The 20,933-nt window shown below is 60.9% G+C and carries 20 protein-coding genes; 4 read left to right on the top strand and 16 right to left on the bottom strand.

Annotated elements, in window-relative coordinates:
- Positions 1-43 precede the first annotated feature (43 nt).
- The 16 genes from trpB to ACZ5VE_RS10760 form a co-directional block, all read right to left on the bottom strand.
- The gene (gene trpB, locus ACZ5VE_RS10835) at positions 44-1,327 is read right to left on the bottom strand and encodes a tryptophan synthase subunit beta (RefSeq protein WP_464457481.1); all 1,284 of its coding nucleotides are present in this window, start codon (positions 1,325-1,327) and stop codon (positions 44-46) included.
- 34 nt (positions 1,328-1,361) lie between these two features.
- Positions 1,362-2,039 carry a phosphoribosylanthranilate isomerase gene (locus ACZ5VE_RS10830; RefSeq protein ID WP_464455181.1) on the bottom strand — a complete coding sequence of 226 codons (678 nt, stop codon included), beginning with the start codon at positions 2,037-2,039 and terminating at the stop codon, positions 1,362-1,364.
- On the bottom strand, positions 2,036-2,821 hold the full coding sequence (truA, locus tag ACZ5VE_RS10825; RefSeq protein WP_464455180.1) for a tRNA pseudouridine(38-40) synthase TruA: 786 nt from the start codon (positions 2,819-2,821) through the stop codon (positions 2,036-2,038). Before truA ends, ACZ5VE_RS10830 begins: the two co-directional genes overlap by 4 nt.
- Entirely contained in the window at positions 2,818-4,257 is a 1,440-nt protein-coding gene (locus tag ACZ5VE_RS10820; RefSeq protein WP_464455179.1) for a type IV pilus assembly protein FimV, read from the bottom strand. Before ACZ5VE_RS10820 ends, truA begins: the two co-directional genes overlap by 4 nt.
- A gap of 61 nt (positions 4,258-4,318) precedes the next feature.
- Positions 4,319-5,449, bottom strand: coding sequence for an aspartate-semialdehyde dehydrogenase (gene asd, locus ACZ5VE_RS10815; RefSeq protein ID WP_464455178.1), 1,131 nt, complete (start codon positions 5,447-5,449; stop codon positions 4,319-4,321).
- A gap of 247 nt (positions 5,450-5,696) precedes the next feature.
- Positions 5,697-6,767 (bottom strand): 3-isopropylmalate dehydrogenase, encoded by a 1,071-nt coding sequence (gene leuB, locus ACZ5VE_RS10810; protein WP_464455177.1) that lies wholly within the window; start codon positions 6,765-6,767, stop codon positions 5,697-5,699.
- A gap of 102 nt (positions 6,768-6,869) precedes the next feature.
- Positions 6,870-7,517, bottom strand: a complete 648-nt coding sequence (gene leuD / locus ACZ5VE_RS10805) for a 3-isopropylmalate dehydratase small subunit (protein WP_464455176.1) — start codon at positions 7,515-7,517, stop codon at positions 6,870-6,872.
- Positions 7,518-7,521: 4 nt separating this feature from the next.
- Positions 7,522-7,650, bottom strand: a complete 129-nt coding sequence (locus tag ACZ5VE_RS10800; RefSeq protein ID WP_464455175.1) for an entericidin A/B family lipoprotein — start codon at positions 7,648-7,650, stop codon at positions 7,522-7,524.
- 17 nt (positions 7,651-7,667) lie between these two features.
- On the bottom strand, positions 7,668-9,089 hold the full coding sequence (leuC, locus tag ACZ5VE_RS10795) for a 3-isopropylmalate dehydratase large subunit (RefSeq protein WP_464455174.1): 1,422 nt from the start codon (positions 9,087-9,089) through the stop codon (positions 7,668-7,670).
- A gap of 324 nt (positions 9,090-9,413) precedes the next feature.
- On the bottom strand, positions 9,414-10,712 hold the full coding sequence (gene gltA, locus ACZ5VE_RS10790; protein WP_464455173.1) for a citrate synthase: 1,299 nt from the start codon (positions 10,710-10,712) through the stop codon (positions 9,414-9,416).
- Positions 10,713-10,753: 41 nt separating this feature from the next.
- Positions 10,754-11,062 (bottom strand): FAD assembly factor SdhE, encoded by a 309-nt coding sequence (locus tag ACZ5VE_RS10785; RefSeq protein ID WP_464455172.1) that lies wholly within the window; start codon positions 11,060-11,062, stop codon positions 10,754-10,756.
- The gene (locus ACZ5VE_RS10780; RefSeq protein ID WP_464455171.1) at positions 11,062-11,766 is read right to left on the bottom strand and encodes a succinate dehydrogenase iron-sulfur subunit; all 705 of its coding nucleotides are present in this window, start codon (positions 11,764-11,766) and stop codon (positions 11,062-11,064) included. Before ACZ5VE_RS10780 ends, ACZ5VE_RS10785 begins: the two co-directional genes overlap by 1 nt.
- A gap of 64 nt (positions 11,767-11,830) precedes the next feature.
- Positions 11,831-13,636 (bottom strand): succinate dehydrogenase flavoprotein subunit, encoded by a 1,806-nt coding sequence (gene sdhA, locus ACZ5VE_RS10775; protein WP_464455170.1) that lies wholly within the window; start codon positions 13,634-13,636, stop codon positions 11,831-11,833.
- Between the two features lie 32 nt (positions 13,637-13,668).
- A complete protein-coding gene (gene sdhD / locus ACZ5VE_RS10770) occupies positions 13,669-14,034 on the bottom strand; it encodes a succinate dehydrogenase, hydrophobic membrane anchor protein (RefSeq protein WP_464455169.1) in 366 nt (121 codons plus the stop codon).
- A gap of 33 nt (positions 14,035-14,067) precedes the next feature.
- Entirely contained in the window at positions 14,068-14,499 is a 432-nt protein-coding gene (gene sdhC / locus ACZ5VE_RS10765; protein ID WP_464455168.1) for a succinate dehydrogenase, cytochrome b556 subunit, read from the bottom strand.
- A gap of 129 nt (positions 14,500-14,628) precedes the next feature.
- Entirely contained in the window at positions 14,629-15,414 is a 786-nt protein-coding gene (locus ACZ5VE_RS10760; RefSeq protein WP_464455167.1) for a GntR family transcriptional regulator, read from the bottom strand.
- Positions 15,415-15,654: 240 nt separating this feature from the next.
- Between ACZ5VE_RS10760 and ACZ5VE_RS10755 the strand changes: the two genes are divergently transcribed.
- From ACZ5VE_RS10755 to acnB, 4 genes are all read left to right on the top strand, one after another.
- The gene (locus ACZ5VE_RS10755) at positions 15,655-16,641 is read left to right on the top strand and encodes a malate dehydrogenase (RefSeq protein ID WP_464455166.1); all 987 of its coding nucleotides are present in this window, start codon (positions 15,655-15,657) and stop codon (positions 16,639-16,641) included.
- A 109-nt stretch (positions 16,642-16,750) separates the two neighbouring features.
- Positions 16,751-17,677 carry an HpcH/HpaI aldolase/citrate lyase family protein gene (locus ACZ5VE_RS10750; RefSeq protein ID WP_464457480.1) on the top strand — a complete coding sequence of 309 codons (927 nt, stop codon included), beginning with the start codon at positions 16,751-16,753 and terminating at the stop codon, positions 17,675-17,677.
- A 29-nt stretch (positions 17,678-17,706) separates the two neighbouring features.
- Positions 17,707-18,234: a hypothetical protein gene (locus ACZ5VE_RS10745; RefSeq protein ID WP_464455165.1), complete on the top strand. Its 528-nt coding sequence runs from the start codon at positions 17,707-17,709 to the stop codon at positions 18,232-18,234.
- Positions 18,235-18,267: 33 nt separating this feature from the next.
- A complete protein-coding gene (gene acnB, locus ACZ5VE_RS10740) occupies positions 18,268-20,859 on the top strand; it encodes a bifunctional aconitate hydratase 2/2-methylisocitrate dehydratase (RefSeq protein ID WP_464455164.1) in 2,592 nt (863 codons plus the stop codon).
- The last annotated feature ends 74 nt before the right edge of the window (positions 20,860-20,933 follow it).

Raw genomic sequence — 20,933 nt, 5'->3', positions numbered from 1 at the left:
TTTGGCTGGCCATTCGGCCGCAGGGGCGGCCTCCCACGAGGGTTTATTTGACGAAATTCACGGGCTGCTCAGCGCCCTTGACCGACTGGCCTTGGCAGCTGGGGCGGCAATAGAAGTCGGCGTTCGATAAATCGGCCACGGTGCCGATGTCTTTGTCGCCACGGCCCGACAGGTTGACCAGAATCGACTGATCGGGGCGCATGGTTTTGGCCAGCTTCATGGCGTAGGCCACAGCGTGGCTCGATTCCAGCGCGGGGATGATGCCCTCGGTGCGGCACAGGTAGTGGAAGGCGTCGAGCGCTTCCTTGTCGGTGATGCCCACGTACTCGGCGCGGCCGATGTCCTTCAAGAAGGCGTGCTCGGGGCCCACGCCGGGGTAATCCAGACCAGCGCTCACGCTGTGGGTTTCGGTGATCTGGCCGTTCTCGTCTTGCAAGATGTAGGTGCGGTTGCCGTGCAGCACGCCGGGCGTGCCCAGTTGCAGCGAGGCGGAATGCTTGTTCGTGTCCATGCCTTCACCCGCCGCTTCCACGCCGATCAGGCGGGTTTTCTCGTGTTGGATGTAGGGGTAGAAGATGCCCATCGCGTTGCTGCCACCGCCCACGCAGGCGATGACCGCGTCGGGTTGCTGCTCTGCCATGTGCAGGCTCTTGAACATCTCGGGCATTTGCGTGAGGCATTCTTCGCCGATCACGCTCTGGAAGTCGCGCACCATCATGGGGTAGGGGTGCGGGCCCGCCACGGTGCCGATGATGTAGAAGGTGTTGTCCACATTGGCCACCCAGTCGCGCATGGCTTCGTTGAGGGCGTCTTTGAGGGTGCGGCTGCCGCTTTCCACGGGCACCACGGTGGCGCCCAGCAGTTTCATGCGGTAGACGTTGGGGCTTTGGCGCTTCACGTCTTCAGCGCCCATGTAAACCACGCATTCCAGTCCGTAGCGGGCGCAGATGGTGGCGGTGGCCACGCCGTGTTGGCCTGCGCCGGTTTCGGCAATGATGCGCGGCTTGCCCATGCGCTTGGCGAGCATGGCCTGGCCGATGGTGTTGTTGATCTTGTGCGCGCCGGTGTGGTTGAGGTCTTCGCGCTTGAGGAAGATCTGCGCGCCGCCCATTTCGCGGCTCATGCGGGCCGCGTGGTAGACGGGCGAGGGGCGGCCCACAAAGTGCGCCAGTTCGGACTTGAATTCGGCAATGAACTCGGGGTCGTGCTGGTATTTGGCGTAAGCGGCCTTCAGCTCATTGATGGCGTGGGTCAGGGTTTCGCTGATGAAACTGCCGCCATAAATGCCGAAATGGCCCTTGGCATCGGGTTGTTGGTAGTCGTACATGGCAGGGGTGTGCGGCATTGAAGCCGGCAAAAATTCAAAGGAGGTCAGCATCGGCAGCACGCACGGCCGCCACAAATTGCTGGATTTTTTCGGCATCTTTCAGGCCTTTGCCTGCTTCAATGCCCGAGCTCACGTCAACGGCCAGAGACAAGCCGTGCGTGCGCAGCGTCCGAATGCCATCGCCCACGTTTGCAGGTGTGAGTCCACCAGACAAAACGAGGTGAGCTTTGACGTTTGTTGGCAGCAGTGACCAATTGAATGTTTTCCCGCCGCCGCCGAATCCGTCGACATGCGCGTCGAGCAAGAGGGCTTGGGCTTGGTGGTGAAGGAACGCAAATTCTAGCAAGTCGAAGTCAGCCGCCTCGGACAAGGGAATTCGGGCCGCTTTCAAGTGGGGGCGGCCCGTGGCCAGGCTCATGGTTTCGCAAAATTCAGGCGATTCGTCGCCATGGAACTGCAGCAAAGCACCCGGCACGGCCGCGCAAGCTGCCTGGATGCGCTCGGGCGTGTCGTTCACAAACAGCAGCACGGGCGTCACAAAGGCGGGCAGCAAGCGCGCCAGCGTGGCGGCGCGTTCGATGCTCACGCTGCGCGGGCTGGGTGGGTACAGCACAAAGCCAATGGCGTCGGCCCCGGCGGCACAGGCTGCCAGAACATCGGCTTCGCGGGTGAAGCCGCACATCTTGATGCGGGTGCGTTGCTGCGGGGTCATGGCAACCAATCAAAAGCGGGGGTGGTGTCGGGCAAACCCCATTCGGGGCTGTAGATCGGCCCGGCGAAGTACAGGCCGTCCGGCGAAAACGTGGGGGCTGCCGCATCGCGGTTTTTGGCGTGCAGCACCGCTTGCATCCAGTCCGGCGGCTGGTTGCCCTGGCCAATGGTGACCAGGCAACCCATGATGTTGCGGATCATGTGGTGCAAAAAGGCGTTGCCTTCAAATTCAAACCGCCAGTAAGCACCGTGCTTTGAAATTTGGATGCGCCGCAGCGTCTTGACCGGCGACAGGGCCTGGCAGATGCTGGCCCGAAACGATGAAAAATCGTGTTCGCCCAGCAGGTGCACGCTGGCCTGGCGCATGGCGTCTTCGCTCAGTGGGCGGTAGACCCAACCCACGCGCCCGGCCTCCAGGCTGGGACGCACGACTGAGTCGAGCAGCACATACACATAGCGCCTGCCGGTGGCACTGGCGCGGCAGTGAAAGCTGTCGGGCACCACTTGGGCCCATTGCACCGCGATGTCGGACGGCAAATACCGGTTGGTGCCGCGCACCCAGGAAGACACGTCGCGCTCCAGCGGGGTGTCAAAGTGCACCACCTGCATCAGGCCGTGCACGCCCGCATCGGTGCGGCCTGCGCACAAGGTGCTGACCCGAGGCACATCGCAAAACTGTGCCAAGGCTTTTTCGAGCTTGTCCTGAATGGTCAAGCCCGTGCTTTGGCTTTGCCAGCCTTGGTAAGCCGTGCCCGAATAGCAGATGCCGAGCGCGAGTCTCACTGGCCTGGATCCTGTGCCTTGGGCAACTGTGGGGCGGGCGCAGCATCGGGTGCCGGTGTCAGGTTCAAGTCCAGACCCGCAAATTGAGGCGGTAAGCCCGAGGGGAATGGTGCCATTGGGACTGCTGTTGCGGTGGTCTCAGCCGACGACTGGGAGACTGTGCCAAACAAATCTGCCGGGGCTGTGGGGCGGCGTCTGACCCACCACACCAAGCCGGCCATGCCCGCCAACAGCGCCATGACCCAACCCCAGACGGACGGGGTACGGCTGATGGCTTCCAGCAAAGGGGTTGATGCGGCTTCAGCGGCTGCCGTGGGCAGGCTGGGCTTCAACACCGAGGGTTCGGCAGGGCTCGTTGGTTCAGCAGTCGGGCTGGCCGACAAGGACTTCAAGCTTTCCAGGTTCTTTTTCAGCGCAGCCAGTTGTTCGGTTTTTTCCTGGATTTCGCGCTCCACCGCCAAACGGGCTTCGGCGCTGTCGGTGGTGACTTCCCGTTTGCTCAGGGTCAATTTGTCCTGTGCGGGTGTCGGCGCAGAGGCAAGTGGCACCGAGGCCACTTGGCCAGTCATTTCGCGGCTGGCCGTGTCGGTGGCCTTCAAGGTGGATTGCGCCAGACGCCGGGCATAGGCCACAAAGTCCACGGTTTGCGCGACCACGGTTTGCCGTGCTTCTTCGGCGGAAATTTGTGCCGCTTCTTGCGCGTTCGGCAGATGCACTTGAGCGCCTTCACGCAACAGGTTCACATTGCCTTCGATGAAAGCCTCGGGGTTGGCACGCACCATGGCCAGCAGCATTTGGTCGAGCGACACGCCTGCAGGCATTTTTTGCAAGACCAGCTTGGAGGCGGTGTCGCCCGCCCGCACGGTGATGGCGTCTTCGGCTTTGCGCACGGCGCTGTCCACCGCAGGCGCAGCAGTGGCCGCCAAGGCTTGCGGGGAGACCACGGGGGCGATGATGGCTGGGGTGGCCGTCGCATCGCCTTGGGCTTTTTCGGGTCTGGGTTTCAATGCGCCCACAGGCGAGACCAGCACGGTGTAGTTCATGGCCAGTCGGCCAGAAGGCCACTGGGCCTCCACGATGACATCCACAAAGTGCTCGTTGACCGGCGTTTGCCCGGTCAAGGCGATGTAAGGCTTGCCGTCGCCGCGAAACTCCAGACGGGTTTGCAAGCCATTCAGGGCCGGATGAAACGCCATGCCTGCTTGCTCAAAACTGGCAGGCTCTGCCAGCTGGACTTTGAGCTTGCGCAGGTCTTCGACCTTGTATTGCGTGATTTCAATGGCGGCCCGAAGCGGTTCGCCCAAACCCGATTCGACCGAAAACTGCCCCAGGGTCAGCGCTTTGACCGACAAGCTGGCGCAGGCCAGCAGCGACGCCACAGCCCAAGCCCTGGTCAGGGCTTGGGGTTTGTACAAGGGGCGGGGTGTGCGCAGCATGTCTTCCGAGGCGTCTTGGTTCACTGGAGGGACAGGAACAAAAGCATGCTGCGTTCAGGCATCAAGCGTCCAACAAGATGCGCAGCATGCGGCGCAGCGGCTCGGCCGCGCCCCACAGCAACTGGTCACCGATGGTGAACGCGCCCACGTATTCAGGCCCCATGGCCAGCTTGCGCACGCGGCCGACCGGGATGGTCATGGTGCCGGTCACGGCGACAGGCGTCAGGTCTTTCACAGTGGCTTCGCGGGTGTTGGGCACCACTTTGACCCACTCGTTGTCGGCGGCGATCATGGCTTCGATGTCGGCCACGGGCACGTCTTTTTTGAGCTTGAAGGTCAGGGCCTGGCTGTGGCAGCGCATGGCACCCACACGCACGCAGAAACCGTCAACCGGGATGGCCGCAGAGTTGAAGCCTTCGCCTAGCCCCAAAATCTTGTTGGTTTCGGCCATGCCTTTCCACTCTTCCTTGGACATGCCGTTGCCCAAGTCCTTGTCGATCCAGGGGATCAGCGAGCCACCCAGCGGCACGCCAAAGTTGGCGGTCTCGGCACCGGTCAGGGCGCGTTGCTTGGCAATCACCTTGCGGTCGATCTCGAGAATGGCGCTCTTGGGGTCGTCCAGCAGGGCTTTGACTTCGGCGTTCAGCGTGCCGTATTGGGTCAGCAGCTCGCGCATGTGCTGTGCGCCGCCCCCCGAAGCCGCCTGGTAAGTCTGGGTGCTCATCCACTCGACCAGACCGGCCTTGTACAGGGCACCCACACCCATCAACATGCACGAGACGGTGCAGTTGCCGCCCACCCAGTTGTTGCCACCCTGGGCCATGGCGTTCTTGATCACCGGCATGTTGACCGGGTCCAGAATGATCACCGCGTCTTTTTCCATGCGCAGGGTCGATGCCGCGTCGATCCAGTGGCCGTTCCAGCCGGCAGCGCGCAGCTTGGGGAAGACTTCAGAGGTGTAGTCGCCGCCTTGGGCCGTGATGATGATGTCGCAGCGCTTGAGCTGTTCGATGTTGAAAGCGTCTTGCAGCGTGGTTTCGTTCTTAGCCATCGAGGGGGCTTTGCCGCCCGCGTTGGATGTGGAGAAGAACAACGGCTCAATCAGGTCAAAGTCTTTTTCCTGAACCATGCGGTCCATCAGAACCGAGCCGACCATGCCGCGCCAGCCGACCAAACCTACTAACTTGCTCATTTCAACGCCCTTTCAGTTTTTAAAACAGTGTCAGACCAGACTGTTTGCCCGGCTCGTCTGGCCGGGGGGCGCACGACGAACCAGGCCGGATCAGCCCTTAATGGTCGTGGTTTTTGTGGAAGTTGCACGCGCGCCAAGCTCTGCCGTGGCGGCAGAAGCGAAGTTCAGGGAGAACAGGCGGGCGTGGAACATGGCCGAAATTGTAATGGATGCTGCCTGAGCGCTGCCTGACAGCATCCGTCGTGGCTTAACCCAGCGCCTTGACCACCGCATCGCCCATTTGCGCGGTGCCCACTTTGGTGGTGCCTTCGCTCCAGATGTCGCCGGTGCGCAGGCCTTGGGCCAGCACTTTTTGCACGGCGGCTTCGATGCGCTGGGCGGCTTCGGGCTGGTTCAGGCTGAAGCGCAGCATCATGGCGGTGGACAAGATGGTGGCCAGCGGGTTGGCGATGCCTTTGCCTGCAATGTCGGGGGCGCTGCCGTGGCTGGGCTCGTACAGGCCTTGGTTCTTGGTGTTCAAGCTGGCCGAGGGCAGCATGCCGATGGAGCCCGTCAGCATGGAGGCTTCGTCGCTCAGGATGTCGCCGAACATGTTGCCAGTCACCACCACGTCAAAGCGCTTGGGCTCCTTGACCAGTTGCATTGCGGCGTTGTCCACATACATGTGGTCCAAGGCAATGTCAGGGTACTCTTTGCCGACTTCGGTGACCACGTCTTTCCAGAACTGGAAGGTTTCCAGCACGTTGGCTTTGTCGACGCTGGTCAGGCGCTTGCCACGCTTGCGGGCGGCCTGGAAGGCGACGTGCGCGATGCGCTCGATCTCGGGCCGTGAGTAGCGCATGGTATCAAACGCTTCTTCCGAGCCGGGGAAATGACCGTCGGTGGCCACGCGGCGACCGCGTGGCTGGCCAAAGTAGATGTCACCCGTCAGTTCGCGGATGATCAGGATGTCCAAGCCTGAAATCAATTCAGGCTTGAGGCTGGATGCGCCCACCAACTGCTCGTAGCAAATGGCGGGGCGGAAGTTGGCGAACAGGCCCATGTTCTTGCGCAAGCCCAAGATGGCTTGCTCGGGGCGCAGCGGGCGGTCCAGCGTGTCGTACTTCCAGTCGCCCACCGCGCCAAACAACACGGCGTCGGAGTCCATCGCCAGCTTGAGCGTGGCTTCGGGCAGGGGGTGGCCAAAGGCGTCGTAAGCGGTGCCGCCAACCAGGGCGGTTTCCATCTCAAACTTCAGGTCGAGCGTGTTCAGGACTTTGACGGCTTCGGCGACGATTTCGGTGCCGATGCCATCACCGGGGAGGACTGCGATTTTCATGATGTCGGGTCTGCATGTAGGAGGCCGCCCCTGCGGCCGAAATGTGTGCGTGCATTCGGCTGCAGGGGCAGCCTCCCACAAGGGGTGCTTCGGTGTGGATGTTCAGTTGGCGGTGTGGGCCAACCAAGGCTTGGTCGCCAAGCGCTCGGCTTCATAAGCCTTGATCTTGTCGGCGTGGCGCAAGGTCAGGCCGATGTCGTCCAAACCATTGAGCAGGCAGTATTTGCGGAAGGCTTGCACCTCGAACGGGATTTCTTCGCCTTGGGGCTTGACGATCACTTGGCGCTCCAGGTCGACGGTGAGCTGGTAGCCCGGAAAGGCCGCGACTTCGTCAAACAGCTGCGCCACCACGGCTTCTGGCAGCACGATGGGCAGCAGGCCGTTTTTGAAGCAATTGTTGAAGAAGATGTCGGCAAAGCTGGGCGCGATCACGCAGCGAAAGCCGTATTGGTCGATGGCCCAAGGCGCGTGTTCGCGCGATGATCCGCAGCCAAAGTTTTTGCGGGCCAGCAAAACGCTGGCGCCTTGGTAGCGCGGCTGGTTCAGCACGAAGTCCGGGTTGGGCTTGCGGCTGTCCGGGTCCTGGCCGGGGAAGCCCACGTCCAGGTAACGCCATTCGTCGAACAGGTTGGGGCCAAAGCCGGTCTTGCGGATCGACTTGAGGAATTGCTTGGGGATGATGGCGTCGGTGTCCACGTTGGCGCGGTCCATCGGGGCCACCAGGCCTTTGAGAAGTGTGAATTTTTGCATGGCGTTATTTCTTGGCTGCACCTTCGATGGTGGAGCCCAGTTTCTCGATATCTTGACCCACACCGCGCACGGTGTTGCAGCCGACAAGCGCCAACAAAGCAGCGATAAGGCTCAGACTGATCCATTTTTTCATGGCAGGGTTCCTTTCATTCAGGCGAATTTGCGAACGTCGACAAAGTGACCGTGGATGGCTGCAGCCGCAGCCATGGCGGGGCTCACCAAGTGGGTGCGGCCACCCGCGCCTTGGCGGCCTTCGAAGTTGCGGTTGGAGGTCGATGCACAGCGCTCGCCGGGCTCGAGGCGGTCGGCGTTCATGGCCAGGCACATGGAGCAGCCGGGTTCGCGCCACTCAAAGCCAGCGGCCTTGAAGATCTCGTGCAGACCTTCTTGTTCGGCTTGCACTTTGACCAAGCCCGAGCCGGGCACGACCATGGCCAGCTTGACGTTCTTGGCGACCTTCTGGCCGAGTTTCTTGACCACGGCGGCGGCTTCGCGCATGTCTTCGATGCGGCTGTTGGTGCACGAGCCGATGAAGACTTTGTCGATGCTGATGTCGGCCAGCGCCTTGCCGGGCTGCAGGCCCATGTAAGTCAGCGCACGCTCAATGGCGTCGCGCTTGACGTCGTCTTTTTCCTTGTCCGGGTCGGGCGTGTGGCCGTCGATGCCCAGCACCATTTCGGGCGAGGTGCCCCAGGTGACTTGCGGCACGATGGCGCTGGCATCCAACTCCACCACGGCGTCAAAGTGCGCGCCAGGGTCGGACTGCAGGGTCTTCCAGTAAGCCACGGCGTGGTCCCACTCCACGCCAGTGGGGGAGAGCAAACGGCCTTTGACGTATTCGATGGTCTTGTCGTCTACCGCCACCAAGCCAGCGCGTGCGCCGCCTTCGATGGCCATGTTGCAGACCGTCATGCGGCCTTCCATGCTCAAGGCGCGGATGGCCGAGCCAGCGAACTCGATGGTGTAGCCCGTGCCGCCTGCGGTGCCGATCTTGCCGATGATGGCCAGCACGATGTCTTTGCCGGTGATGCCTTTGGCCAGCGTGCCCTCGACCTTGATGAGCATGTTCTTGGCTTTTTTGGCCAAGAGCGTTTGCGTGGCCATGACGTGCTCGACTTCGGAGGTGCCAATGCCGTGGGCCAGTGCGCCAAACGCGCCGTGTGTGGAGGTGTGCGAGTCGCCGCAGACCACGGTCATGCCGGGCAGGGTGGCGCCGTTTTCAGGGCCGATGACGTGCACGATGCCTTGGCGCTTGGATAGGAAGGGGAAGAACGCGGCCGAGCCGTATTCCTTCATGTTCGCGTCGAGCGTGGTGATTTGTTCTTTGCTGATCGGGTCGGTGATGCCGTCGTAGCCCATTTCCCAGCCGGTGGTGGGCGTGTTGTGGTCGGCGGTGGCCACGATGGAGCTGACGCGCCAGACTTTGCGGCCGGCTTGGCGCAGGCCTTCAAAGGCCTGGGGGCTGGTGACTTCGTGCACCAGATGGCGGTCGATGTAGAGGACGGAAGTGCCGTCTTCTTCGGTGTGGACGACGTGTTCGTCCCAGATCTTGTCGTAAAGCGTACGTGCCATGGGGCTTCCTTCAATGCAGCCTGCCATTTTATGCGGAGTGAGGGCGGTATCTCTGCCTGCCATTTAAGGACTGAGGTCTCTGTGGGGACTTGCTTGAACGAGACCAGGCCGTTGTGGGGACTTGCGCGCCTGTGGCCCGGGGCTGCCAGGCCTCATCAGTCGCTTCGCGCCAGCAAATCGGCCTGACAGCCCCGGGCCACAGCCACTCAAGTTGTTGTGACTTGACGCATCAGCGGGGTCAATTCGGCTGACCCGCACGGACTTGGCTTTGACCATGAAAAAAGCCCGCACAGGGCGGGCTTTCGGGGTTGGGGCGTGAACCGATCAACGCATCACGTCACGGCGTGGGGAGCCGGTGAACAGCTGACGTGGGCGGCCGATTTTGTACTCGGGGTCGCTGATCATTTCGTTCAGTTGGGCGATCCAGCCGACGGTGCGGGCCAGGGCGAAGATGCCGGTGAACAGGTTCACTGGGATGCCGATGGCGCGTTGCACGATGCCGGAGTAGAAGTCCACGTTGGGGTAGAGCTTGCGGCTGACGAAGTAGTCGTCTTCCAGGGCGATCTTTTCCAGGGCCTTGGCCAACTTGAACAGGGGGTCGTTTTCCAGGCCCAGTTCTTTCAGCACTTCGTCGCAAGTTTCTTGCATCAACTTGGCGCGGGGGTCGTAGTTTTTGTAAACGCGGTGACCGAAGCCCATCAGCTTGACGCCGGAGTTCTTGTCTTTGACTTTTTCCATGAACTCGCCGACCTTGGAGATGCCGCCCATGCGCTGGATGTCTTCCAGCATGTTCAGGCAAGCCTCGTTGGCGCCACCGTGGGCAGGGCCCCACAGGCAGGCCACGCCCGCAGCGATGGCCGCGAACGGGTTGGTGCCGGACGAACCGCACAGGCGCACCGTCGATGTGGAGGCGTTTTGCTCGTGGTCAGCGTGCAGTGTGAAGATGCGGTCCATGGCGCGCTCGAGCACGGGGTTGACCTTGTACTCTTCGCAAGGGGTGCCGAACATCATGCGCAGGAAGTTGCCCGCGTACGACAGGTCGTTGCGGGGGTACATGAAAGGCTGACCCACGCCGTATTTGTAGGCCATGGCGACCAGGGTAGGCATCTTGGCGATCAAGCGGATCGCGGCGATCTGGCGGTGCTCTGGGTTGTTGATGTCGGTGCTGTCGTGGTAGAAAGCCGACAAGGCGCCCACCAGACCGGTCAACACAGCCATGGGGTGTGCGTCACGGCGGAAACCACGCAGGAAGAATTGCATCTGCTCGTTGACCATGGTGTGCTGGTTCACGAGGTTGTGGAAGTCTTTGCTTTCTTGGCCGACAGGCAGCTCGCCCTTGAGCAGCAGGTAGCAGGTGTCGAGGTAGTCGGCCTTGTTGGCCAGTTGTTCGATGGGGTAGCCGCGGTACAGCAGCTCGCCCTTGTCGCCATCGATGTAGGTGATGGCCGACTGGCACGATGCCGTGGACAGGAAGCCCGGGTCGTACGTGAACATGCCGCTTTGCGCGTACAGCTTGCGGATGTCGATCACGTCTGGACCGATGTTGCCGGAGTAAACGGGCATGTCGATGCTGGGGCTGCCATTGGAGAACGACAGGGTGGCTTTGTTATCAGCGAGTTTCATGGTGGGTTTCCTCAAAAATTCCAGGTGTGATCCAGTGGGGGTCACGCTCTCAACATGTCCAGGACTTCACGCACCTCTTCGGTGCTGATCTCGGGCTGCAGTTCCTTGCGGCGCAACAGCAAGTCCATGAGATCGTTGTCAGACAGGTCCATCAGCACATACATGCCCCGGGCCTGTCCTACGGTCAAGCGAGAATCATGCCGATGGAAGAAGCGCTCGATGAACAGGTCGTTTTCGAGCAAACCGCGTCGGCTGCGCCAACGGAGTTTGCTCAGCGACCGCTCGCTCAAGGGAGCGAGGCGGTCTGCGCCCGCCAGGGACGCGTCTTCAAGCATCGGTGTGACGGTCATCAGACAGCGCGGCGAACCATCATCTCTTTGATCTTGCCGATCGCCTTGGTGGGGTTCAGACCCTTGGGGCAGACATCGACGCAGTTCATGATGGTGTGGCAGCGGAACAGACGGTAAGGGTCTTCCAGGTTGTCCAGGCGCTCGGCTGTGGCTTCGTCGCGGCTGTCGGCGATGAAGCGGTAGGCCTGCAGCAAACCGGCAGGGCCCACGAACTTGTCGGGGTTCCACCAGAAGCTGGGGCAGCTGGTCGAGCAGCTGGCGCACAAGATGCACTCGTACAGGCCGTTCAGCTCGTCACGCTCTTCCGGGCTTTGCAGGCGCTCGGTTTCGGGTGGGATGCTGCTGTTGATCAAGTAAGGCTTGATCGAGTGGTATTGCTTGAAGAACTGGGTCATGTCCACGATCACGTCGCGGATCACGGGCAGGCCTGGCAGTGGCTTCAAAACGATGGTGCCGGGCAGGGTGTTCATGTTGGTGAGACAGGCCAGACCGTTTTTGCCGTTGATGTTCATCGCGTCCGAACCGCACACACCTTCGCGGCAAGAGCGGCGGAAGGAGATGGTGGGGTCCACGGCCTTGAGTTTCATCAGAGCGTCGAGCAGCATGCGTTCGTTGCCGTCCAGTTCAACCTGGATGGTTTGCATGTACGGCTTGGCGTCCTTATCGGGGTCGTAGCGGTAGATCTGGAAAGTGCGTAGGGTCATGAAAGAACTCCTGTTGTATTCGGGTGGTGGACCGCAGGCCTAGGGCGAGCGGTCCAGACAATCTTTAGAACGTGCGGACCTTGGGTGGCACGGAGTCCACCGTGAGGGGCTTGAGCTTCACAGGCTTGTAAGTCAGGCTGTTCGACTCGCTGTGCCACAGGGTGTGTTTCATCCAGTTGGCATCGTCACGGCCCAATGGCGCGACTGGATCGTCTGCTGGACGCTCGTAGTCGTTCACGGTGTGGGCACCGCGGCACTCGCGGCGGGCAGCGGCAGACACCATGGTGGCTTGGGCGGCTTCGATCAGGTTTTCCACTTCCAGCGCTTCGATGCGGGCGGTGTTGAACACTTTGGATGTGTCCTTCAGGCCGATGGCATTGACGCGGTCACGGATGGCGGCGATCTTCTGAACGCCTTCGTCCATGCTGGCTTGGGTGCGGAACACGCCAGCGTGTTGCTGCATGGCGGCACGCATGTCGTTGGCCACGTCCTGCGCGTATTCGCCGCCACGGCCTTCAAGGCGGTTCAGGCGTTCCAGCGTGCGGTCAACGGCATCGGCTGGCAATGGCTTGTGCGACTTGGTCTTGGAGGCGAAGTCAACAATGTGGTTACCCGCAGCGCGGCCGAACACCAGCAAGTCGAGCAGCGAGTTGGTGCCCAGGCGGTTGGCGCCGTGCACCGACACGCAAGAGCATTCGCCCACAGCATACAAACCGTTCACCACGGCGTTGTTGTCGGTGGCGTTTTGCGTCACGACCTGGCCGTTGATGTTGGTCGGGATACCGCCCATCTGGTAGTGGATGGTGGGCACGACAGGGATCGGCTCTTTGGTGATGTCGACGTTGGCGAAGTTGACGCCGATTTCGTACACCGAAGGCAGGCGCTTGTGGATGGTGTCGGCACCCAGGTGGTCCAGCTTGAGCAGCACATGGTCCTTGTTGGGACCGCAGCCACGGCCTTCCTTGATTTCCTGGTCCATCGAGCGGGACACGAAGTCGCGCGGTGCCAAGTCTTTCAGGGTGGGCGCATAGCGCTCCATGAAGCGTTCGCCGTTGCTGTTGAGCAAGATCGCGCCTTCGCCACGGCAGCCTTCGGTCAAGAGCACGCCAGCACCGGCCACGCCGGTGGGGTGGAATTGCCAGAACTCCATGTCTTCGAGTGGGATGCCTGCGCGTGCAGCCATGCCAAGACCGTCGCCGGTGTTGATGAAGGCGTTGGTCGAGGCGGCAAAAATGCGGCCTGCACCACCGGTGGCCATCAGCACGGTCTTGGCATGCAAGACGTGCAGGTCGCCGGTTTCCATTTCGAGGGCGGTCACACCGACCACGTCGCCTTCGGCATCACGGATCAGGTCGAGCGCCATCCACTCCACGAAGAAGCTGGTTTTGGCTGCCACGTTTTGTTGGTACAGGGTGTGCAGCATGGCGTGACCGGTGCGGTCAGCGGCAGCGCAAGCGCGTTGCACGGGCTTTTCGCCGTAGTTGGCGGTGTGGCCGCCAAACGGGCGCTGGTAAATCGTGCCGTCCGGGTTGCGGTCAAAAGGCATGCCCATGTGCTCCAGGTCGTACACGACCTTGGGCGCTTCACGGCACATGAACTCGATCGCATCCTGGTCGCCGAGCCAGTCAGAGCCCTTGATGGTGTCGTAGAAGTGGTAGTGCCAGTTGTCGTCGGACATGTTGCCCAGCGAAGCACCGATGCCGCCTTGGGCCGCCACAGTGTGCGAACGGGTGGGGAACACTTTGGACAGCACAGCCACGTTCAGGCCGGCGCGGGCCAGTTGCAGCGAAGCACGCATGCCCGAACCACCGGCGCCGACGATCACGACGTCAAACTTGCGGGTGGTGATTTGATCTTTGGTATAGCTCATGGTTTCTCAATCTTGTTGTGAGGTCAGCTCAATCACAGACGCCAGAGGGCCTGAACAGCCCAGCCGGCACAGCCGACCAGCCAGACGAGGGTGAACACGTGCAAGACCAGGCGCACGGCCACGGGCTTGATGTAGTCCATCCAGATGTCGCGCATGCCCACCCAGACGTGGTACAGCAAGGCGATGATGACCGCGAAGGTCAGGAACTTCATGCACTGGCCAGCAAAAATGCCCGCCCATTGTTCGTAGCCGATGGGGCCGGAGGTGAAGATCACTTCGGCCAGCAGGACCACGGTGAAAATCGCCATCAGCGAACCGGTCACGCGTTGGGCCAGCCAGTCACGAAAGCCGTAGCCAGCACCGGTCACGATGCGTTTGGAGCCGTAATTCACGGACATAGGTCTGTTTCCTTCTTGTAAATGGGTGATGGGTCAGTACAGACCGAACAACTTGGCACCCAGCACAGCGGTCAGGCCGATGCTCAGGGTCAAAGTCACGACGGCAGACGATTTGCCGAATTCCTTGGTCACGGCGTGGCACACGTCCATGTAGAGGTGGCGCAGACCGGCAATGAAGTGGTGCAGGTAAGCCCAGATCAGGGCCAAGGCCACCAGCTTCATGAACCAGCCGGGCACAAAGCCCAGGCCCACGTTGAAGGCAGCCGAGAACTTGGCAAACGAGTATTCGGACGAGATGGAGTTGTCGAACATCCAAATGATGAGGGGCATCAACAGAAACATCAGGAAACCGCTGATGCGGTGCAAGATGGACACGATGCCTGCCGCTGGCAAGCGGTAAGACGGCAAATCCGTCAGGGCGTTGATGTTGCGGAATTCTGGCCGCTTTTTGGCGAGTTCAGTCATGTGGGCACTTTCTGGGTGGTAACTCGGATGTAATTTTGAATGACAAACCGTTGGATTCTATTGCAACGCAGCAAACTGACAGGAGCATTGCAGATGCGTATTGAAAAAACGTGGGGTCGTGCTTTTTTGTCAGTTCAGGTCGTTGTGGTAGTGGTGGCTGTCCGTCCTGTAAAAGCCGCGCCGCAGCTCCATCGGGGTGTCGTTGTAGGTGTAAGCGGTGCGCTCCACGCTCAAGAGTGGGGTGCCTGGGGGCAGTTGCAGCAGCTCGCTTTGGGTGGCATCGGGCAGCACGGCACGGATCTTTTCGTCGGCCCGCACCATGCGCACGCCAAACTCGGTCTCAAACAGGCCATACATCGGGCCGTTGTAGGCCGCCAGCCGCTCGGCGGTCAGGCCCTTGAAGGGTGCGCCGGGCAGCCACAGGTCTTCCAAAATGGTGGGCACGCCCGCAAACGACAGCACGCGGCGCACCTGCAACACCGGGTCACCGGCGCGCAGGGCCAGCGCCCGGGCAATGTCGGCCGAAGCGCGCAGGCGCTTGCAGTCCACGATCTGGCGTTGGGCCGGGCCCTCGGTGTTCAGGTCGCCCTGGTCGGGCACCAGCTTCAAAAAGCGGTACTGCACATGCTGCTCGGCATGCGTGGCCACAAAGGTGCCTTTACCCTGCCGCCTGACCAACAGGTTGTCTCCGGCCAGCTCGTCGATGGCTTTGCGCACCGTGCCTTGGCTGACCCGGTAGCGGGCGGCCAGCTCCATCTCGCTGGGAATCGATTCGCCGGGCTTCCATTCGCCCGACTGCAGGTTTTGTAGGATCAATCCCTTGATTTGTTGGTACAACGGGCTGAATGCGGGCGTTGACGCTGGTGTGTCTGCAGCAGAAAAGCCGCCATCGGCCAGTGGGGAAGTGTTGTTCATGGGCTTGAATTTGGCGGGCGGGTCAGTTGCACGTCAGGTGCGCCATCATATCTTATATAAGACATAAGACAAATTGACGAATCAGGGTTTTCGCGGGTACACTCCGAAGCTGTTTGCTTGCGGTCGTCTCAACTTCGGTCGGGATTGATGCGCGGGTCCGGTGTGCCGGACAGACCTGCTGACAAAAGTTGTCGGCCAGGGACTGCAACCCTTGTTTTCAACACTTCTGGAGTTTCCACCATGAGCAAAAAGCCCGTCCGCGTTGCCGTTACCGGCGCAGCAGGTCAAATCGGTTACGCATTGTTGTTCCGCATCGCCTCTGGCGAAATGCTGGGCAAAGACCAGCCCGTCATCCTGCAATTGCTCGAAGTGCCTGTCGAAGGCCCTCAAAAAGCCCTGCGCGGCGTGATGATGGAACTCGAAGATTGCGCATTCCCCTTGCTGGTCGGTATGGAAGCCCACGGCGACCCCATGACCGCCTTCAAAGACGCCGACTACGCCTTGCTGGTCGGTTCGCGTCCACGTGGCCCCGGCATGGAACGTGCCGAATTGCTGGCCATCAACGGTGCCATCTTCACAGCACAGGGCAAGGCCTTGAACGCTGTGGCTTCGCGTGACGTCAAAGTGCTGGTGGTGGGCAACCCCGCCAACACCAACGCCTACATCGCCATGAAGGCCGCGCCTGATTTGAAGCCCGGCAACTTCACCGCCATGCTGCGTCTGGACCACAACCGCGCTGCTTCGCAAATCGCTGCCAAGACCGGCAAAGCCGTGGCCGACATCGAAAAACTGTGCGTCTGGGGCAACCACTCGCCCACCATGTACGCCGACTACCGTTTCGCCACCATCAAAGGCGAATCCGTCAAGGCCATGATCAACGACCAGGAATGGAACGCCAACGTGTTCCTGCCCACCGTCGGCAAGCGCGGCGCGGCCATCATCGAAGCCCGTGGCCTGTCTTCGGCTGCTTCGGCTGCCAACGCGGCCATCGACCACATGCGCGACTGGGCCCTGGGCACCAACGGCAAGTGGGTCACCATGGGTATCCCATCGCAAGGCTGGTATGGCATTCCTAAAGATGTCATGTTCGGTTTCCCAGTCACCTGCGAAAACGGCGAATACAAAGTCGTTGAAGGCTTGGAAATCGACGCGTTCAGCCAATCTTGCATCGACAAGACCCTGAAAGAGCTGACCGACGAGCAAGCTGGCGTGGCTCACCTGATTTGATTCAGGCCGAGAAATCCAAGTGAGTCATCCTCGCAACGTCCTGTTGGGTGCGCAAGCCGGTAGCGTCTCGCTGCCGGCCTGTGACCATTACAGCGGTGTCGAAGCGAGGATGCGCAAAAGCCTGCAACTGCAGGCCGAGATGACGCAAGAGTTCGGCACCTGCGTCTTTGATGTCACCCTGGACTGCGAAGACGGTGCGCCCGTCGGTGGCGAAGCCGAACACGCTGCACTGGTCACCGAAATGGCACTCGCCACGACCGCTGCCAGCCCCGACGCCCGCATCGCGGTGCGCGTCCACCCCGTAGACCACCCCAGTTTTGAAGCCGACATGGCCCACATCGCAGGCCGAGCAGGCCGGGTTTTGACGCACATCATGGTGCCCAAAGTCGAAACCGTGGCCGATGTCGAGCACGCCCAGGCCGCCTTGTTGGCCGCAGGCGCGACTGATTTGCCCCTGCATGTGCTGATCGAATCGCCCGCCGCCGTGCACCGCGCCTTTGACATTGCCGCCCACCCCCGCGTGCAGTCGCTCAGCTTTGGCCTGATGGACTTTGTCTCGGCCCATGGCGGTGCGATTCCGGCTGACGGCATGGGCATCGAGGGACAGTTCACCCACCCGCTGGTGTTGCGCGCCAAGCTCGACATTGCCAGCGCCTGCCACGCCCACGGCAAAGTGCCCTCGCACTGCGTCGTCACAGAATTCAAAAACCCCGATGCCATCCGCATGGCCGCCCAAAAAGCGGCCCGTGAGCTGGGTTACACCCGCATGTGGAGCATCCACCCCGACCAGATCCGCCCGATTCTGGAGGCCATGGCCCCCAGCGAAGCCCAAATCGACCAGGCCAGCGAGATCATTTTGGCTGCGCAAGCGGCCCAATGGGCGCCGATCAGCCATGCAGGCCAATTGCACGACCGGGCCAGCTACCGGTTTTTCTGGCAATTGCTCGAACGTGCGCACCAGACCGGTCGCCATTTGCCTTCAGAAATACAGTTGTTTTTTACAGGCTCCGGCAACACAGCCGATCTTGTTTCATGATGAAGTCCATTCATCCGAAGGGAATTGACATGCAAAAGATGACCGCCATTCTGGTGCTGGCCTTTGCGGCCTTGCCTGCTTGGTCGCAAGCGACGGCAAGCGCATCCAAATCGGTGACAGCCAAGTCGGCACAAGCCAAATCCAAACCCGGCACAGCCAAAACCCAAGCGGCCCCCAAGGCCGAACCAGAGACCCCCATGGGGCCGGATGAGTTGGCCATTGCCGATCGCGTGCACAAAGGCCAATTGCCTTGCGAGCTGGGCGCCACAGTGCGTCTGGAGGCCGATGCGTCGCAACCCGGTTATTTCTACTTGCATGGCAAAGGCTTCCGCTACCGCATGCACCCTGTGGCCACCAGCACTGGTGCGATCCGGCTGGAAGACCGCAAAGCGGGCGCTGTGTGGTTGCAGCTGGCCAACAAGTCCATGTTGATGGACCAGAACAAAGGCCGTCGCTTGGCCGATGAATGTGCCAATGCCGAACAAGTGGCCTTTGCCGAGAACATGAAAACCAATCCCCCGCCCAGCCTGATCGACACGACAGGCATGGGGCGATAAATCTTGAAACTTTGACTGAACGGAGAAAAAACCATGTTGAAAGCCTACCGTGAACACGCAGCCGAACGCGCTGCCCTTGGCATCCCCGCGCTGCCTTTGGACGCCAAACAAGTCGCTGACTTGATCGAGTTGATCAAGAACCCACCTGCAGGCGAAGACGCCTTCCTGATGGACTTGTTGACCCACCGCGTGCCACCGGGCGTGGACGATGCGGCCAAAGTGAAAGCCTCCTTCCTGGCTGCTGTGGCACACGGTGAAGTCAAGGTGGGCTTGATCTCCAAAGCCAAAGCCACCGAACTGCTGGGCACCATGGTGGGCGGCTACAACGTGCACCCCCTGATCGAATTGCTCGACGACGCCGAAGTGGCTGGTGTGGCCGCTGAAGCCCTCAAGAAAACCCTGCTGATGTTCGACTTCTTCAACGACGTTGCAGAAAAAGCCAAGGCCGGCAACGCCAAAGCCAAAGAAGTCATGCAAAGCTGGGCTGACGCCGAGTGGTTCACCACCCGCCCCGAAGTCGAGAAAAAAATCACCGTCACCGTGTTCAAGGTGCCCGGCGAAACCAACACCGACGACTTGTCTCCAGCGCCCGACGCATGGAGCCGTCCAGACATCCCATTGCACTACTTGGCGATGTTGAAAAACACCCGCGAAGGCGCAGCGTTCAAGCCCGAAGAAGACGGCAAGCGCGGCCCGATGCAATTCATCGAAGACCTGAAGAAAAAAGGCAACCTGGTGGCCTACGTCGGTGACGTGGTCGGTACCGGTTCCAGCCGCAAGTCGGCCACCAACAGCGTGATCTGGGCCACAGGCCAGGACATCCCGTTTGTGCCCAACAAGCGTTTTGGTGGCGTGACTTTGGGCGGCAAGATCGCCCCCATCTTCTTCAACACGCAAGAAGATTCCGGCTCCCTGCCAATCGAAGTCGATGTGACCCAACTCGAAATGGGCGACGTCATCGACATCCTGCCCTACGACGGCAAGATCATGAAAAACGGCGCCACCGTGACCGAGTTCAAACTCAAGAGCGATGTGTTGTTTGACGAAGTGCGCGCCGGTGGCCGTATCAACTTGATCATCGGTCGCAGCTTGACAGCCAAGGCCCGCGAGTTCTTGGGTCTGCCAGCCTCTACCTTGTTCCGTTTGCCCACAGCACCTGTGGCCACGAAAGCCGGTTTCACATTGGCCCAAAAGATGGTCGGTCGTGCGGTGGGTTTGCCAGAAGGCCAAGGCGTTCGCCCCGGCACTTACTGCGAACCCAAGATGACCACCGTGGGCTCACAAGACACCACCGGCCCGATGACCCGCGACGAGTTGAAAGACTTGGCTTGCTTGGGCTTCTCGGCCGACATGGTCATGCAATCGTTCTGCCACACAGCGGCTTACCCCAAGTCGGTGGACGTGAAGACGCACCGCGAATTGCCAGCGTTCATCAGCAACCGTGGCGGTGTGGCTCTGCGTCCAGGCGACGGTGTGATTCACTCTTGGTTGAACCGTTTGTTGTTGCCTGACACCGTCGGCACCGGTGGCGATTCGCACACCCGCTTCCCTATCGGCATCAGCTTCCCCGCTGGTTCCGGCTTGGTGGCCTTCGGCGCCGCCACAGGCGTGATGCCTTTGGACATGCCCGAGTCCATCCTGGTTCGCTTCAAAGGCGAAATGCAACCTGGTGTGACATTGCGCGACTTGGTGCACGCGATTCCTTTGTACGCGATCAAGAAAGGTTTGTTGACTGTGGCCAAGGCCGGCAAGATCAACGAATTCTCGGGTCGCATCCTCGAAATCGAAGGCCTGCCCAACCTCAAGGTCGAGCAAGCATTTGAATTGTCCGACGCATCTGCTGAGCGTTCTGCCGCCGGTTGCACGATCAAGCTCAACAAAGAGCCGGTGCAGGAATACCTCAAGTCGAACGTGGTTCTGATGAAGAACATGATCGCCGACGGTTACGCCGACGCCCGCACCCTGGCCCGCCGCATTGAGAAAGTCGAAGCCTGGCTGGCCGCGCCCAACCTGCTTGAAGCCGACAAAGACGCCGAATACGCGCACGTCATCGAAATCGATTTGGCCGACATCAAGGAACCCATCGTCTGCTGCCCCAACGATCCAGATGATGCGAAGTTCTTGTCTGAAGTCGCGGGCACCAAGATCGACGAAGCCTTCATCGGTTCTTGCATGACCAACATCGGCCACTTCCGCGCAGCCGCCAAGTTGCTCGGCGGTCAGCGCGACATCCCCGTCAAGTTGTGGGTCGCCCCACCGACCAAGATGGATGAGAGCGAGCTGATCAAGGAAGGCCACTACGCCGCATTCGGCACCGCCGGTGCCCGCACCGAAATGCCTGGCTGCTCGTTGTGCATGGGCAACCAGGCCCAAGTGCGCGAAGGCGCGACTGTCGTGTCCACCTCGACCCGCAACTTCCCCAACCGCTTGGGCAAGAACACCAATGTGTATTTGGCGTCTGCCGAGTTGGCTGCCATCACCTCCAAGATGGGCCAATTCCCGACCGTGGCCGAATACCACGAAGCCATGGGTGTGGTGAACAAAGACGGCGAAGCCATCTACAAGTACTTGAACTTCAACCAGATCGAAGAGTACGTGGACATCGCCAAGGGCGTGACCGCCTGATCCGCCTGATAAGGCCCTGACCGGTCTGTCTCAAGCCCTCGCGCTGCAAAGCCCGGGGGCTTTTTCATGTTCAT

The organism is Limnohabitans sp. INBF003, from assembly GCF_055396645.1.
Note: the sequence above shows the minus strand (reverse complement) of the source record. Positions and strands in the feature narration are given on the sequence as shown.